Source organism: Bradyrhizobium sp. PMVTL-01 (assembly GCF_051861855.1).
Classification (GTDB): Bacteria; Pseudomonadota; Alphaproteobacteria; order Rhizobiales; family Xanthobacteraceae; genus Bradyrhizobium.
In genome coordinates this window covers 6,803,784-6,816,938 of the sequence record NZ_CP193982.1, presented here as the reverse complement: position 1 = coordinate 6,816,938, position 13,155 = coordinate 6,803,784, and the positions used below count along the sequence as shown (strand labels likewise).

Below are 13,155 nucleotides of genomic sequence, written 5' to 3'. Positions count from 1 at the left end.
GGGGTGGAAACGGCGATGGCATTGGGCTAGACACCTCCCGCCTCAAATGGAAGGTGTCTAATGCAGCGTTTCCAGCGCGTGCTCCTCGTTATCATGTCGGCACTCGCGATCACCGTGACCGCCAGCGTGTCCGATTTCGTTTCCACCACGGCCTCGGCCCAGACCGCAGGAAAGACCATGACCACAGCTTCAGGCTTGCAGATCATCGACACCGCCGCCGGCACCGGCGCCTCGCCGCAGCCCGGCCAGATCTGCGTGATGCATTATACCGGCTGGCTCTATGAGAACGGCCAGAAGGGCAAGAAATTCGACTCGTCCGTCGATCGCAAGGAGCCGTTCGAGTTTCCGATCGGCAAGGGCCGTGTGATCGCGGGCTGGGACGAGGGCGTCGCCTCGATGAAGGTCGGCGGCAAGCGCACGCTGATCATTCCGCCGCAGCTCGGCTACGGAGCGCGCGGCGCCGGCGGCGTAATCCCGCCGAACGCAACGCTGATGTTCGACGTGGAATTGCTCGCGGTGAAGTGACGGCAAAAAAAGACCGGCCTCTCGGCCGGTCTTTTCGTTTGCAGTTCTACGCGCGTCATTCCGCCGCGCGGCGTGCCGCGGCTGCGGCGCGATCGACCGCGTCCTTCGCGGCATCCTTGGCATCGCCCATGGCCTGCTGGCCCTTGCCCTTGACTTCCTGGACCGCGCCCTCGCCCTTCATGCGCTCGGAACCGGTGGCTTCACCGATACCCTGCTTGGCTTTGCCGATCGCCTCGTTGGCCGTGCCTTTGATCTTGTCGGTCGTGCTACCCATGAAAATTCTCCTTCGATTTTGCGTGCGAGAACAACGTCAGGCGGCTACGAGAGTTCCGATTTTGGTATGGCTTGCGGATGCGGCTTTGGGTTAGTTTGCCGCGCAAGGAACCAACAGAAAGCAAGACCAATGACCGGCCATGACCATTCACATTCCCACCATGACCACGATCATCACGACGATCGCTGGAAACATGACGGCGTGCGCGTCATTCCCGGCAACCAGCTCGATACCAACGTGCCGTCCACGGCCGGCATGGACCGTGCGGCCGCGATCAATTTCGCGCGCGTCGGCGCACAGAAATTGTGGGCGGGCACCGTCAGCATCAAGCCCGACGCCAAGACCGGAGCGCATCACCACGGTCATCTCGAGAGCGTCATCTACGTCGTGAAGGGCAAGGCGCGGATGCGCTGGGGCGAGAAGCTGCAATTCACCGCGGAGGCCGGCCCCGGCGATTTCATTTTCGTGCCCCCTTACGTGCCGCACCAGGAGATCAACGCCAGCCCGGACGAGGTGCTGGAATGCGTGCTGGTGCGCAGCGACGGCGAGGCGGTGGCGATCAACCTCGACATCGAGCCGGTCGAGAAGCCCGAGACCGTGCTGTGGATCGACCCCGTGCACCGGGATCCGAACGAGAAGAGGTAAGGCCGGCCTGGAAGCCTGCCGGCTCTGTGCGACAGAACCCCGCAGGTGGGGCCTTAAAAAAATATCCGGGAAGCCGTGTCGGGCGGCCGTCGGCCCGTCCGTCCTTGGTCGGAACCCCCGCCCAAGGAGCTTCCGATGCCCAGGATGATTTTCGTCAATTTGCCGGTGACCGACCTCAAGCGCGCCACTGCCTTCTACGGGGCGGTCGGCGCGACCAGGAACCCGCAATTCAGCGACGAGACGGCGAGCTGCATGGTCTTTTCCGAGACCATCTTCGTCATGCTGACGACCCACGACAAATTCCGTCAATTCACGCCGAAGCCGATCGCGGACGCGAAGACCTCGAACCAGGCGCTGTTCTGCCTGTCGGCCGACAGCCGGAGCGAGGTCGACGATATCGTCGCCAGGGCCGCGGCTGCAGGCGGGGTGGCCGATCCCAGCCCGAAGGACGAATACAGCTTCATGTACGGCCGCAGCTTCGAGGATCCGGATGGCCACATGTGGGGTGTGAACTGGATGGACCTCGCGGCCTTCGCCGCGAAGTCCGACATGGCGAGCGCCTGATCGAAACCCAGCCAGTTGAAGAGGAGCATTCAAGATGCCCAAGCTCGTGCCCTGCATGTGGTTCAACGGCGATGCCGAGGAAGCAGCGAAGTTCTACACCTCGCTGGTGCCGAATTCCGAGATCACGCACGTTCAGCGCAATGTTTCGGACGGCCCGTCCGGCAAGGCCGGCTCCGTGCTCGTGGTCGAGTTCACGGTGGCCGGGCAGCCCCTGGTCGCGCTCAACGGCGGCATGAAGATGGAATACACCCACGCGATCTCGCTGATGATCCATTGCGACGACCAGGCCCAGGTCGACAGTGTCTGGAATGCGTTCCTCGCCCATGGCGGCAAGGAGGAGCAGTGCGGCTGGCTCAGGGATCGCTGGGGCGTGGCCTGGCAGGTGGTGCCGCAGGTGATGTTCGAGTTTCTCACCAGCCCCGACAAGGCCGCCGCCGCGCGCGCGATGCAGGCCATGATGAAGATGGTGAAGCTGGATGTCGATGCGTTGCGGCGCGCGTTCGAGGGCAAGTCGGCGGCGTGACGTCAGCCCAGGTTCGTCAGGGGGCAATGGCGCGAAGCGCCGTGCCCGCCGTCTGGCCTCAACCGGCAGAGTTGGTGGGCATGCTGTCGCCTTGCCCGCGCTACTGGACTCTCGCCACACCCTCGGTGTCATCGTCCGGCTTGACCGGGCGATCCAGTACTCCGAGACGGCAGTGATTGAACGGATCGGCTGCGGCGTACTGGAAGCCCGGTCAAGCCGGGTATGACAGCGGAATTTGAGGCGAAATTTCGCCTCTAGTAATTGATCCTCAGCCCCACGCCGCCGTGGATGGTGTTGCCGACCGGCTGCGGGCCCAGCGTGCCGTTCGCGAACAAGTCCACGATCCAGCCCTTCTGCACGCGGAAGCCGAGGCGGCCGCCATATTCGAACCAGCCCTGGTTGCCCATCGTCGGCACCACCGTGCCGTTGCCGGTTACCGTGGCCACGATGCCGCTATGGCTGGCGAACGACTGCACCCAGCCACCGTTGATGTTGGTCTCGATGTTGCTGGCGAACAGATGCGTCCACTGGCCGCCGATCTTGACGAGGCTGGTGCGATCGGTGCCATCAGCGATGCTGGCGTCGAATGGGTTGAACGCCACCGCACTGTCTTTATAGCGGGAGACGCGTTGCCAGAGCTGCCAGAGCTCGATCGAGGCTGCGACCTCGTCGCGCGGCGACACGCGGCTCATCCAGCCGGCGCGGCCGTAGACCGCGTAGTTCGAAGCGTTGGTCGAGCTCGTGACGCTCACGGGGCCGAGGCTGGTATCGTAGCTGCGCGTGTAACGCGCCTTCTCCCATGGCGTCAGGATGGTGCCGACGTCGAAGAACGGGCGCGAGGAGCCCCAATCGGTGAAATCGTAGCGCAGCGCAAAGGCGCCGATCGGCGCGCTGGTGATCTTGTAGCCGCCTTCGTTGTATTGCGTGTAGGCGATGCCGGCGAGCAGCGACAGATTGTTGGTCAGCTCCTTGCGGCCGTGAATGCCGGCCGAGAACGAGCCGGCCGAGCCGAACGCGCTGATGCAGTCGCTGCAGTTGATCTGCTCGTTGACGCCAAGCAGCACCGTGCCGAGCACCCGGTTGGTGATCATCTGGTTGAAGCGCTGACCCGCGAGGCCGCCGATCGAATTGCCGCTGGAGTCCGCGCCGCTCGGGCCCGGCGGTAGAGACGGGCTCGGCGAGGGCGACGGATAGGGGGTCGGGGACGGCGAGGGAGAAGGTGTCGGCGTCGATGTGGGCGTGGGCGTGGGTGTGGGTGTCGGTGTCGGTGTCGATGTCGGCGAATACGTCGGCGACGGGTAGGGATGCGGCTCGCCGCACTCAGACTCGCACTCAGTAGCTCGGGCTGCCGCCGCCGGCCGCGCATTGAACGCCACAAGCGAAAACGCGGCGGATGCGGTCAGTGCAGCGGCGAGGATGAGGCGCCTGATGTCGAACTTCGCCATCGTCAGCGCCCGCACAGGATGCCGTCGTCATGGACGGCGGGCGTGATGGTCGGCGAGGCGTCGGCATATTGGTTGACCGCGCACAGCCCGGCGCTCGCGGCGCAGTTGGCGGCGAAGGTCCAGGGCGGCGTGCTGGTCTTGCTGATGGAGACCTTGCCGCCGGTTGAGGTGATGATCGCGGTGTCCCCGGGCTGGGTGAGCTGCACGCATTGGAAGTTCGTCGTGCAAACGCTGGCGGCACCGTCCTGAAGCACGACGACGGAGCGGCCGCGCTGGGAGAGGATGTCGAGCGTGGTGCCGCGCACGCCGATGGTCGCGAGCGGCGTCGTGATCTTGTAGGCGGTCTTTTCCGAATGCCCGGTGACGAAGCGGAATGCGCCGGTCGTCATGCGGATCGCGACGTCGCGATAGCTGTGCTCGTCGTTGAAGACGGTGCGGTCGAGCTTCAGCGTGGCGCTGGGCCCGAGCGACAGATTGGTGCTGTCGGCCATGACGAAGCGGGCCGCGCTGTCGGCGCCGGTACGCACGGTCTCGTCGCGCAGCATGCTGTCGCCGATGCTGATCGGCGTCGTGGTCGCGGCCACCCGCACCACCTCGTTCTGGATCACGACGGCTTCGCCGACGCGCGTCTGTGCCTGCGCGCACGGCGCCGCGCACAGGGCGGCCGAGAGCAGCGTCGGGAAAAACCAGAAACGCAAATTCATTTCGCAACCGATCGATGTGTCCCCTGATCGTACCGGATCGCGCGCGCTTCTGATGTGGCGGAATTATCACAAGCGGCGCGGGACGTGCGCTATGCTTAGTGACAGTTGCGGCAGAATGCGTTCAATGAAAAGTGCCGTCTTTGTTTTTCTCCGCGGTGAAGCCAATTTGCCACGCAAACCATCCCCACAACAGTCGCTCGAATTGTCCGCGGTTCCGAAGATGTCGCGAAGCGCAGTGATTGCTGTCGCGATTTTCCTGATCGCGCATCTGGCATTGCTGATTGGACTCACCACGCCGGAAAAGTTCGTCTTCGACGAGGTGCATTACGTCCCGGCGGCGCGCCAGATGCTGGCGCCGGTGATGTCGCAGCCGATGCTCAATCCGATGCATCCGCCGCTGGCCAAGGAGCTGATCGCGGCGTCTATCGCGGCCTTCGGCGACAACGCGCTGGGCTGGCGCTATCCCGGGACATTGTTCGGCGCACTCGCCGTCGTCGCGATCTATCTGTGCGGCCTCGCGCTGTTCACCGCGCAGGGGCCCGCGATCGCCGCCGCGCTGATCGCGGCCTTCAACCAGATGCTCTACGTGCAGGCGCGCATTGCGATGCTCGACATCTTTGCGCTCGGCTTCGGTCTGCTCGCGACCGCCGCCTTCATGCACGGCTTTCGCAGAGAGCGCCCGCATGGGCTGTTCGCAGTCGCGGGCGCGCTGTTCGGTCTTGCCGCAGCCTGCAAATGGAGCGGCCTGTTTCCCCTCGGGGTCTGCATCGTCATCGTCGCGGTGATCCGCCTGATGCAGGGCTGGCGCACGCTGTTCGCCGACGCAAGTCCGGACGATTGGTACCGGCCCGGCCTCTGGCCGGACTTCAGCGCGCTCCACGTCGCCCTCTGCTTCGCCGTGCTGCCGGCGATGACCTATCTCGCCAGCTTCGTTCCGCTCTATGGAGTGTCGCTGCCGGATCTGGTCGACGCGCAGCGCCGGATCTTTGCCGACAACACCACGACCGCGATCGCCGGTCACACCTATATGAGCTCGTGGCCGTCCTGGCCGCTGCTCACGCGTCCGGTGTGGTTCCTGTTCGACAAGACGGCGGAGGACAACGTCTCCGCGATCGTCTTCCTCGGCAATCCTCTGGTGGCGTGGCCGGCGCTGGCCGCGCTCGCGATCGTGCTGCGCGATTTCATCGTCGCGCGCCGGTGGGATGCGTTCCTGATCGCGGCGTTCTACTTCGGGCCCTGGCTTGCCTGGGCGTTGCTGCCGCGCACGCTGGGGTTCGTCTATTACTACCTGCCGGCCGCCACCGCGGCGTCGCTTGCACTTGTCTACGTCCTGCGCCGGCGCGGCATGCCGCGCTGGCTGCTGTGGGCCTATGTCGGCGTCGCCGCGATCGGCTTTGCGGTCATGCTGCCGGTCTCGGCGGCCTTCGTCGGCACGTCGATGCAGACGTTCAATCGCCTGATGCTGTTCCAGAGCTGGATTTGACGACAGAAGGCCGCCTGCCGTTCGCGCGGCAGGCGGCCTTGTTCGGTTGACGACTACTTTTCAGATCATTTCGACGCGGTCTTGGTGTCCATGTTCACGACCTGGACGCGGCGGTTGATCGGGTCGGCGCCGTTGGCGGCATCCTTCAGCTTGGTCTTGCCGTAGCCGACGGTGACGAGATCGTTGCCGTTGAGGCCGTGGTTCTGCACCAGGTACTTCTTGATGGTGTCGGCACGCCGTTCGGAGAGGCCCTGGTTATACTCTTCGCCGCCGACCGCATCGGTGTGGCCGGCGACCACGAAGGTCGAGCCTTTCAGCGCCGGGTCGGACAGCGCCTTGCCGAGCGCCTGCACCGACGGCACCGAGGTCTTGGCGATGTCGGCCGAGTTGTAGTCGAACTGGATCTCCAGATCGATCTTCGGCTTGGTCGCCGCGAGTTCGGCGATCTGCTCGCGCTCGCCCGTCGAGAGCGAGCGGGTCGAGCGGTTGCGTACCGTGTTCAGGAACGCCGCTTCCTTGGCCTGCGCGGTCGGATCGGCCGGCGGACCGACGGACAGGCCGCGGGTCACAGGCTTCGGCTTCAGTGCATCCAGGATCTTGTCGGTCGAGACGTTGTTGTCGCCGGCCAGGGCCAGCCCCGCCGTCATCGACATCGCGGCGGAGAGGGTGATCGCCTTCAGTCCAAAAAACTTATCAAAACGGGTCATTGTCCTATTCCTCGCTGTAACGCCTGATGACGATTTGATGCTGCGAGCATAGGGGAGGTTCAAAAGCCGAAGTGTGATCCTGCTCACGGTGGAAGTGGACGCCTCCGAGGCCATTCCGGCGCGATTTGCGGTTTTCTGGCGCACGACGGCCGAGCCGCCCGGGACAGGCGCGCGGGGAGAGAGTGGTCGCATCCTTTCCGGCGCGGGTTCGAGCTGCGGTTGTCCTGGCGTGACCCGGATAGCCGCCGCGAACCGCAAGGCCGGTTCACCATGAAACCTGTGCTCATCGATCGTCGCAAAGCCGTCGCGCGATGGCCAGTCTGCGAACAATTTTTCGGCCAGATGCGCGCCTAGCAGGATGCCTTATCCGACGAGAGCGAATGAAGGGAGCCGAGTTCCGTCCAGTGCCGAGGCCCAGTGACTATCAGTTCTATCGCAGCGGCCCGCCGGATCGGACTGTGTCCCTGAGCTCGATGCCCATCTATATCGGGGCGGCGATGATCGCGCTGGCGATCCTGCTGTCGACCCTGATCACGAGCCTCACCTCGCGCTATGTCGGCCTCGAAGCGCCGACCGAGGAGAACATGTGGCTGGTCGACCGCCTCACCGGCAGCGTCTATCGCTGCCAGGCCGAAGGGCGCGGCAAGGCGTCGTGCGAGCCGGACGTTGCCACGGGCAGCCTGGGTGACCGGTCCGGGGCGCCGAAAAACAGTCGCTGACCGCTTCTGCCTTCGCGCCGCAGCAAGGAAATTGTCTTCTCTGCGAAACGTCTGCGCGGGAGAATACGTAATTGCGTAGGCCGGCATGACGCCGGTTTCGTTTTACGGAGGAGACTTTTGATGAAGATCTTGCTCACGGCCGCAGCCTTTGTCGCGTTCACTCTTTCGCTGTCCCCCGCATCCGCCGCCATGATGGCGTGGACCAAGGACAACATGATGAAGACCGCAGCCATGATGGGCGGCACACCCGACACGCCAGCCAAGATGGCGGCGAACAAGGAAATGGCCATGGCCAACACCGACATGAGCAATGGCAAGATGAAGAGCGCCTGCATGTTGCGATGCTCCCCAACCCTACTCACGAAGTCCGCACGGGTGCGGGCATCCGCAATTTAGGCGGCGGCGATAGAGCTGGAGTTCAGCTGACCACCGAGCAGATTGAAGGCGGTGGCGCTAGCGCCGCCGATAGCCACAGCAATCTGCACGGCAATGTTTTCCTGTATGACGAGATTGCCGAAATTGCCGAGCTTGCCGAAGTCGAAGAGTCCCATGATGCCCATGATGCCCATGATGCCCTCCACACACGGTGTCGAGTTATCGGCGTCGGCACCAGCACCGTGCAGCGCGCCCTGGAGGCGTCATGACTGAACGCCGGATCGATTAAGAAGAACTTCTGGCGCTTGCAGGTCGCGTAGGGGGTGGCCAAAAGTTTGGAGCCTACCCCCTCGGAACCGGCTCCGGGGGCCACGACATGAAGTCGCAGGAGGCGATGTCGATGAAGTAGGCGCGCTGCGCGCCGTCCGGCCGCGCTGTCAGCAGATGGCACGCGGCTCTTTCCTTGACGGCTGCTTTGCCCCCTTCTTTCTCCTGGCGCGAATCCCGCTACATTGTGTCCTGCAATGTCCTGCGCGCCCAAACTCCTCCCCCTTACCACCACACAGGCCCGGCAGATCTGGCTTCATGCCCAGCGGCTGGACGAGCGCACCCCGTTCGGCGAGGGTGCGCAGGCCGTTGCGGCCGCGGTCGCTCATCTCGGCTATGTCCAGATCGACACCATCAACGTCATCGAGCGCTGTCACCACCACATCCTGTATAGCCGCATCCCGTCCTACCGCCGCGCCGATCTGCGGCAGGCCCAGAGCGTCGACAAGAGCGTGTTCGAATACTGGACCCATGCGCTTTCCTACGTGCCGGCGGCCGATTTCCGCTTCTTTCTCCCGGCGATGCGCGAGCATCGCCGCGAGGGCCACAAGTGGTACGCCTCGGTCAAGCCTGCCGACACGCGCAAGGTGATGCGGCTGCTGCGCGCCGGTCCGCTGACGATCCGCGACATCGAGGACGACGTGCTCACCGAGAAGGAGCACCTGTGGCAGAGCCGCAAACCCTCCAAGCGGGCGTTGCAGCTCGCCTTCTATACGGGCGTTGCGACCATCAGCGAGCGCCGGGGCATGCTCAAGACCTATGATCTCATGATGCGTCATTTCGGCTGGGACAAGCTGCCGAAGCCGGCTTCGAACAAGGACATCACGGCCTATCTGCTCGATCGCGCGCTCCGCTCACAGGGTGTCGTCAGCCTCGATTCGACCTGCCATCTCGACGCGCCGCGCAAGACGGCCGTGGCGGGCCTGATTGCCGCGCGCGTCCGCCGCGGCGAGCTTGTCCCTGTCGCGATCGAGGGGGCCGGCAAGCAGGAGCATTGGGCGCAGCCGGCGGTGCTGGAGGCGGGCGGCGAGAGGCCGCCGCCCGATCTCGTCCACATCCTCTCGCCGTTCGACCCGCTGATCATCCAGCGCAAGCGCACCAACCTCATCTTCGGCTACAATCATCTGTTCGAGGCCTACGTGCCGAAGGCCAAGCGCAAGCTCGGCTATTTCGCGCTGCCGGTGCTGGTCGGCGACGAGATCGTCGCCGCGCTCGACCTCAAGACCGACCGGCAGGCAAGGAAGCTGCTGATCCAGAAATGGACCTGGGTCGGGCAGGGCAGGAAGACGGCGGGCCGAAAGGAGCTCAAGCGCGTGATCGAGGACGAGCTCGATCGTTTCGAGCGGTTTCAGCTGGCGGAGTGAGCGTCGTTGGGTGGATTAGCCCTGCGTAGTCCACCACTGCTCGTATCCGCGGGAACAGAAGCGGTGCGTTATGCCAGCGGATTGCGCTTCACGCAGCCGCAAGGCTGACGCACCCTATGAAGTGGGGCGAGCTGATCGATCCAGGCGCCGAACGCTATCCCCACAGCATATGCCACGAGATTCCACAGCGAGAAGATGCGCCCGAGCAGCAGCGCGCCGGCGGTGGTGAGCCGGAACGTATCGAGCCACGGCACATGCACCAGCCGCGAAACTCGACCACGAGCGCAATCACCATCGCGATGGCCGCGAGCTGCCTCCGGCGTGAGCCCCGGCAGCAAAACCCCCACCAGGAAGAACACCATCGTCGCCCACAGCAGCGAGCCGCCGTACTTCACCACGAAGGCGGGGAGGCCGAGCGGAAATCCATACCAGCGCAAGGACAGCCCGCAGGCGATCACGACGAGCGCGAGGGCGGCGCGGGTCAGCGATGTCCGGAGCGGTGCAATGGAGTTGACTGGTTGCGTCCCGTGCATTGCTCGCTCCATTGACTCTTCGCCCGCAATCCGGAAAACCGCGAGCCAGCCCATAACCAGCCCATAAAAAGCAACAACCCCGGGGGGAAAGCCATGAGCCAGATCACGACCTATGCCGGTTCCGCCGGCGCCGCCAAGAGCGAAATCGAGACCTCGACGATCCGCGCCATCTCCTGGCGCCTGATCCCGTTCCTGGTGCTGGCCTACTTCTTCTCCTATCTCGACCGCGTCAATCTCGGCTTCGCCGCGCTGACCATGAACGCGGAGCTGAAGTTCACGCCGCTGATCTTCTCCTGGGGCGCCGGCATCTTCTTCATCGGCTATTTCATCTTCGAGGTGCCGAGCAACCTCGCGCTGGAGAAATTCGGCGCCAGCCGCTGGATCGCCCGCATCATGGTGACCTGGGGCATCATCTCGGCGCTGATGGCGATGGTCAGTGGCGTGACCAGCTTCTACGTCCTGCGCTTCCTGCTCGGCGTCGCCGAAGCCGGCTTTTTCCCCGGCATCATCCTCTATCTCACCTATTGGTATCCGGCCGAATATCGCGCCCGCTTCCTCGCCGCCTTCGCCGTCGCGGTGCCGGTCTCGACCGTGATCGGCGCGCCGATCTCGGGCCTGCTGCTCGGGCTCGACGGCCTGATGGGGCTGAGGGGCTGGCAGTGGCTGTTCATCATCGAGGGCATCCCCTCGGTGCTGCTCGGCATCGTCACCTGGTTCTACCTCACCGACAAGCCGGAGAAGGCGAACTGGCTCTCGGCCGAGCAGAAGGCCTGGCTCAAGGCGAAGCTCGATTCCGAGATCGCCGCCAAGCAGGCGGTGAAGCATCTCTCGCTCGCCGAGGCGCTGTCCTCGCCCAAGGTGATCGCACTCAGCCTGATCTATTTCGGCTTCGTCGGCGCGCTCTACGGCATGCAGTTCTGGCTGCCGCAGATCGTCAAGGCGTTCGGCCTCACCAATGCGCAGACCGGCTTCGTCACCGCGATCCCGTACCTGTTCGGCACCATCGCCATGATCCTGTGGGCGCGGCATTCCGATAAGACGCGCGAGCGCGTGATGCATGTCGGCGCGCCGCTGCTGCTCACGGCCGTCGCGCTCGGCATCTCCTCGTATCTGACCGATCCCACCATGACGATGGTGGCGCTGACGGTCGCCGCAATCGGCGTGTTCTGCTGCTTCGGCGTGTTCTGGACCCTGCCGACGGCCTGGCTCTCCGGCACGGCCGCCGCCGGCGCCATCGCGCTGATCAACTCGATCGGCAACCTCGCCGGCTTCGGCGGTCCGTATCTGATCGGGTGGGTCAAGGAGGCCACGGGGCAGACCTCGACCGGTCTGCTCGTCCTGGCGGTCCTGCCGCTGCTTGCCGGCATTCTGGTGTTCGTGGGGGGCCACGACACCAAGCACGAGTTCGCCGGACAGGGGCGGTAGAACGAATAAACGGTCCCGCAGGGTGGCGCGCGCCCTTTGCGCGCCAGCCACCATCTTCCCCTGGGAGAATGGTCTGGCGGGCACGCTTCGCTTTGCCCACCCTGCGATAGCACCTTCCTGGCGGCAGTCCCCAATCCTAACCGAGGTAACGGGCCCTGGCTTTTGCCAGGGCGAAGCGGAGGGTTACCACCCCTTAACGATCACGCTTTCCTGATGACTGACGATTATTGACTTTTATCAGTGATTAGTCGACATTCCTCTCATTGCAGCCGCAGGAGTGCCCTCCGATGTTCGTCCGGTCAGTTTTGTCCAGCTATTCCAAGCTTTTGGCGGGTGTGTCGCTGGCCCTGTTGGCCGCCACCCTGGCTGGGTGCAATGACACCGTTGCCGAGAAAGCCGAGCCGCCGCGGCCCGTTCTGGTCGCCACCGCCCATTATGATGCCGAGACCCCCGAGCGGAGCTTCGTCGGCACCGTCCGGCCCCGGATCGAGAGCGATCTCGGCTTCCGCGTCGCCGGTAAAGTTGCAAAACGCCTCGTGGAAGTCGGCCAGACCGTCGAGGTCGGCCAGCCGCTCGCCACCCTCGACGAGGTCGATCTGAAGCTCCAGGCCGAGCAAGCGGTCGCCGAGCAGAGCGCCGCCACCGGCGTGCTGGCCCAGGCCGCGGCCGCCGAGCAGCGCGCCAAGGACCTGAAGGCCAAGGGCTGGACCACCGATGCGCAGCTGGATTCGAGCAGGGCGTCCGCCGATGAGGCGCGAGCGCGCCTCGACCGCGCGGTGCGGTCCGTCGAGCTGACCAAGAATTCCCTTTCCTACGCGACGCTTGTTGCCGACGCCCGCGGCGTCGTCACCGCAACGCTGATCGAGCCCGGCCAGGTGGTCGCCGCGGGCCAGGCTTCGATCCGTATCGCCCGCTTTGCCGAGAAGGAAGCGGTCGTCGCGATCCCTGAGACGCTGGTTGGACGCGCCAAGTCGGGCGTCGCCAGCGTCACTCTTTGGTCCGAGCCGGACAAGAAGTACGCAGCGAAGCTGCGCGAGATCGCGCCGGCGGCGGATCCTGCCACCCGCACCTATCTCGCAAAATTCTCGCTGCCCGAGGCCGACGACAAGGTCGCGCTCGGTATGACCGCGACGCTGACGCTGTCGGACGCTGCCACCGAGCGCGTCGCGCGGCTGCCGCTGTCGGCGCTGTTCAACGAAGGCGGCAAACCCTCTTTCTACGTCGTCGACGAAAACGGCGCGGTCACGCTCAAGCCGGTGACGGTGAAGTCCTACGAGAGCAACGACGTCGTCATCACCGGCGGTGTCGACGAGGGCGCCAAGATCGTCGCCCTCGGCGTGCAGAAGCTCGATCCGAGCCAGCGGGTGCGGGTCGTGTCGTCGCTGTCGTTCTAGGTTTTTTACGAGTTACGTCTTGTGAGGTGAGTTTCGGCCCTTGTCCCTAAGCAAAGGCTGAAGCGGCGAAGCGATCCAGAATCTGCCCAGCCCCCTGGATTGCTTCGCTGCCTTGCGACGACGTTTGAACAGAGTGGCTGTCGTTTTT

The 13,155-nt window shown here is 64.6% G+C and carries 16 protein-coding genes; 10 read left to right on the top strand and 6 right to left on the bottom strand.

Translation table 11 applies throughout. The features are described 5' to 3' along the window. Positions 1-60: 60 nt before the first annotated feature. Positions 61-525, top strand: coding sequence for an FKBP-type peptidyl-prolyl cis-trans isomerase (locus ACRQ5Q_RS32955; protein ID WP_439394081.1), 465 nt, complete (start codon positions 61-63; stop codon positions 523-525). A 55-nt stretch (positions 526-580) separates the two neighbouring features. Here the strand turns inward: ACRQ5Q_RS32955 and ACRQ5Q_RS32950 are convergent, their stop codons facing one another. Beyond that, a complete protein-coding gene (locus tag ACRQ5Q_RS32950; RefSeq protein WP_439373682.1) occupies positions 581-799 on the bottom strand; it encodes a CsbD family protein in 219 nt (72 codons plus the stop codon). A gap of 129 nt (positions 800-928) precedes the next feature. On the opposite strand from ACRQ5Q_RS32950, the gene ACRQ5Q_RS32945 reads away from it, so the two are divergent. From ACRQ5Q_RS32945 to ACRQ5Q_RS32935, 3 genes are all read left to right on the top strand, one after another. Further along, on the top strand, positions 929-1,444 hold the full coding sequence (locus ACRQ5Q_RS32945) for a cupin domain-containing protein (RefSeq protein WP_439373683.1): 516 nt from the start codon (positions 929-931) through the stop codon (positions 1,442-1,444). 135 nt (positions 1,445-1,579) lie between these two features. Beyond that, positions 1,580-2,008 (top strand): VOC family protein, encoded by a 429-nt coding sequence (locus ACRQ5Q_RS32940; RefSeq protein WP_439394080.1) that lies wholly within the window; start codon positions 1,580-1,582, stop codon positions 2,006-2,008. A gap of 34 nt (positions 2,009-2,042) precedes the next feature. Continuing rightward, positions 2,043-2,531, top strand: a complete 489-nt coding sequence (locus tag ACRQ5Q_RS32935) for a VOC family protein (RefSeq protein WP_439394079.1) — start codon at positions 2,043-2,045, stop codon at positions 2,529-2,531. Positions 2,532-2,785: 254 nt separating this feature from the next. Here the strand turns inward: ACRQ5Q_RS32935 and ACRQ5Q_RS32930 are convergent, their stop codons facing one another. Both ACRQ5Q_RS32930 and ACRQ5Q_RS32925 read right to left on the bottom strand, forming a co-directional pair. Next, a complete protein-coding gene (locus ACRQ5Q_RS32930) occupies positions 2,786-3,976 on the bottom strand; it encodes a hypothetical protein (RefSeq protein ID WP_439394077.1) in 1,191 nt (396 codons plus the stop codon). Positions 3,977-3,978: 2 nt separating this feature from the next. Continuing rightward, positions 3,979-4,680, bottom strand: coding sequence for a FecR family protein (locus ACRQ5Q_RS32925; RefSeq protein ID WP_439394075.1), 702 nt, complete (start codon positions 4,678-4,680; stop codon positions 3,979-3,981). 52 nt (positions 4,681-4,732) lie between these two features. On the opposite strand from ACRQ5Q_RS32925, the gene ACRQ5Q_RS32920 reads away from it, so the two are divergent. Further along, positions 4,733-6,163, top strand: a complete 1,431-nt coding sequence (locus tag ACRQ5Q_RS32920; protein WP_439394073.1) for a phospholipid carrier-dependent glycosyltransferase — start codon at positions 4,733-4,735, stop codon at positions 6,161-6,163. A 65-nt stretch (positions 6,164-6,228) separates the two neighbouring features. Here ACRQ5Q_RS32920 and ACRQ5Q_RS32915 read toward each other — a convergent pair whose 3' ends face one another. After that, the gene (locus tag ACRQ5Q_RS32915) at positions 6,229-6,870 is read right to left on the bottom strand and encodes an OmpA family protein (protein WP_439394071.1); all 642 of its coding nucleotides are present in this window, start codon (positions 6,868-6,870) and stop codon (positions 6,229-6,231) included. Positions 6,871-7,343: 473 nt separating this feature from the next. Here ACRQ5Q_RS32915 and ACRQ5Q_RS32910 point away from each other — a divergent pair, with 473 nt between their 5' ends. Together ACRQ5Q_RS32910 and ACRQ5Q_RS32905 are read left to right on the top strand one after the other, a co-directional pair. Then, positions 7,344-7,589, top strand: coding sequence for a hypothetical protein (locus tag ACRQ5Q_RS32910; RefSeq protein ID WP_439373691.1), 246 nt, complete (start codon positions 7,344-7,346; stop codon positions 7,587-7,589). A 120-nt stretch (positions 7,590-7,709) separates the two neighbouring features. Further along, the gene (locus ACRQ5Q_RS32905; protein ID WP_439394070.1) at positions 7,710-7,985 is read left to right on the top strand and encodes a hypothetical protein; all 276 of its coding nucleotides are present in this window, start codon (positions 7,710-7,712) and stop codon (positions 7,983-7,985) included. Here ACRQ5Q_RS32905 and ACRQ5Q_RS32900 read toward each other — a convergent pair. Further along, on the bottom strand, positions 7,982-8,158 hold the full coding sequence (locus ACRQ5Q_RS32900) for a hypothetical protein (RefSeq protein WP_439394068.1): 177 nt from the start codon (positions 8,156-8,158) through the stop codon (positions 7,982-7,984). The genes ACRQ5Q_RS32905 and ACRQ5Q_RS32900 overlap by 4 nt on opposite strands. Positions 8,159-8,488: 330 nt before the next feature. Here ACRQ5Q_RS32900 and ACRQ5Q_RS32895 point away from each other — a divergent pair, with 330 nt between their 5' ends. Then, a complete protein-coding gene (locus tag ACRQ5Q_RS32895) occupies positions 8,489-9,655 on the top strand; it encodes a winged helix-turn-helix domain-containing protein (protein ID WP_439394067.1) in 1,167 nt (388 codons plus the stop codon). A 68-nt stretch (positions 9,656-9,723) separates the two neighbouring features. Here ACRQ5Q_RS32895 and ACRQ5Q_RS32890 read toward each other — a convergent pair whose 3' ends face one another. Then, the gene (locus tag ACRQ5Q_RS32890; protein ID WP_439394065.1) at positions 9,724-10,188 is read right to left on the bottom strand and encodes a DUF2809 domain-containing protein; all 465 of its coding nucleotides are present in this window, start codon (positions 10,186-10,188) and stop codon (positions 9,724-9,726) included. 93 nt (positions 10,189-10,281) lie between these two features. Between ACRQ5Q_RS32890 and ACRQ5Q_RS32885 the strand changes: the two genes are divergently transcribed. Both ACRQ5Q_RS32885 and ACRQ5Q_RS32880 read left to right on the top strand, forming a co-directional pair. Next, on the top strand, positions 10,282-11,613 hold the full coding sequence (locus ACRQ5Q_RS32885) for an MFS transporter (RefSeq protein ID WP_439373695.1): 1,332 nt from the start codon (positions 10,282-10,284) through the stop codon (positions 11,611-11,613). Positions 11,614-11,900: 287 nt separating this feature from the next. After that, complete coding sequence (locus ACRQ5Q_RS32880; protein ID WP_439394064.1) at positions 11,901-13,007, top strand: efflux RND transporter periplasmic adaptor subunit; 1,107 nt, start codon at positions 11,901-11,903, stop codon at positions 13,005-13,007. Positions 13,008-13,155 lie beyond the last annotated feature (148 nt).

Coding starts and splice junctions, on each gene's coding strand:
- ACRQ5Q_RS32955 (WP_439394081.1), top strand. CDS start 61: ATGCAGCGTTTCCAGCGCGTGCTCCTCGTTATCATGTCGGCACTCGCG.
- ACRQ5Q_RS32950 (WP_439373682.1), bottom strand. CDS start 799: ATGGGTAGCACGACCGACAAGATCAAAGGCACGGCCAACGAGGCGATC.
- ACRQ5Q_RS32945 (WP_439373683.1), top strand. CDS start 929: ATGACCGGCCATGACCATTCACATTCCCACCATGACCACGATCATCAC.
- ACRQ5Q_RS32940 (WP_439394080.1), top strand. CDS start 1,580: ATGCCCAGGATGATTTTCGTCAATTTGCCGGTGACCGACCTCAAGCGC.
- ACRQ5Q_RS32935 (WP_439394079.1), top strand. CDS start 2,043: ATGCCCAAGCTCGTGCCCTGCATGTGGTTCAACGGCGATGCCGAGGAA.
- ACRQ5Q_RS32930 (WP_439394077.1), bottom strand. CDS start 3,976: ATGGCGAAGTTCGACATCAGGCGCCTCATCCTCGCCGCTGCACTGACC.
- ACRQ5Q_RS32925 (WP_439394075.1), bottom strand. CDS start 4,680: ATGAATTTGCGTTTCTGGTTTTTCCCGACGCTGCTCTCGGCCGCCCTG.
- ACRQ5Q_RS32920 (WP_439394073.1), top strand. CDS start 4,733: ATGTGGCGGAATTATCACAAGCGGCGCGGGACGTGCGCTATGCTTAGT.
- ACRQ5Q_RS32915 (WP_439394071.1), bottom strand. CDS start 6,870: ATGACCCGTTTTGATAAGTTTTTTGGACTGAAGGCGATCACCCTCTCC.
- ACRQ5Q_RS32910 (WP_439373691.1), top strand. CDS start 7,344: ATGCCCATCTATATCGGGGCGGCGATGATCGCGCTGGCGATCCTGCTG.
- ACRQ5Q_RS32905 (WP_439394070.1), top strand. CDS start 7,710: ATGAAGATCTTGCTCACGGCCGCAGCCTTTGTCGCGTTCACTCTTTCG.
- ACRQ5Q_RS32900 (WP_439394068.1), bottom strand. CDS start 8,158: ATGGGCATCATGGGCATCATGGGACTCTTCGACTTCGGCAAGCTCGGC.
- ACRQ5Q_RS32895 (WP_439394067.1), top strand. CDS start 8,489: ATGTCCTGCGCGCCCAAACTCCTCCCCCTTACCACCACACAGGCCCGG.
- ACRQ5Q_RS32890 (WP_439394065.1), bottom strand. CDS start 10,188: ATGCACGGGACGCAACCAGTCAACTCCATTGCACCGCTCCGGACATCG.
- ACRQ5Q_RS32885 (WP_439373695.1), top strand. CDS start 10,282: ATGAGCCAGATCACGACCTATGCCGGTTCCGCCGGCGCCGCCAAGAGC.
- ACRQ5Q_RS32880 (WP_439394064.1), top strand. CDS start 11,901: ATGTTCGTCCGGTCAGTTTTGTCCAGCTATTCCAAGCTTTTGGCGGGT.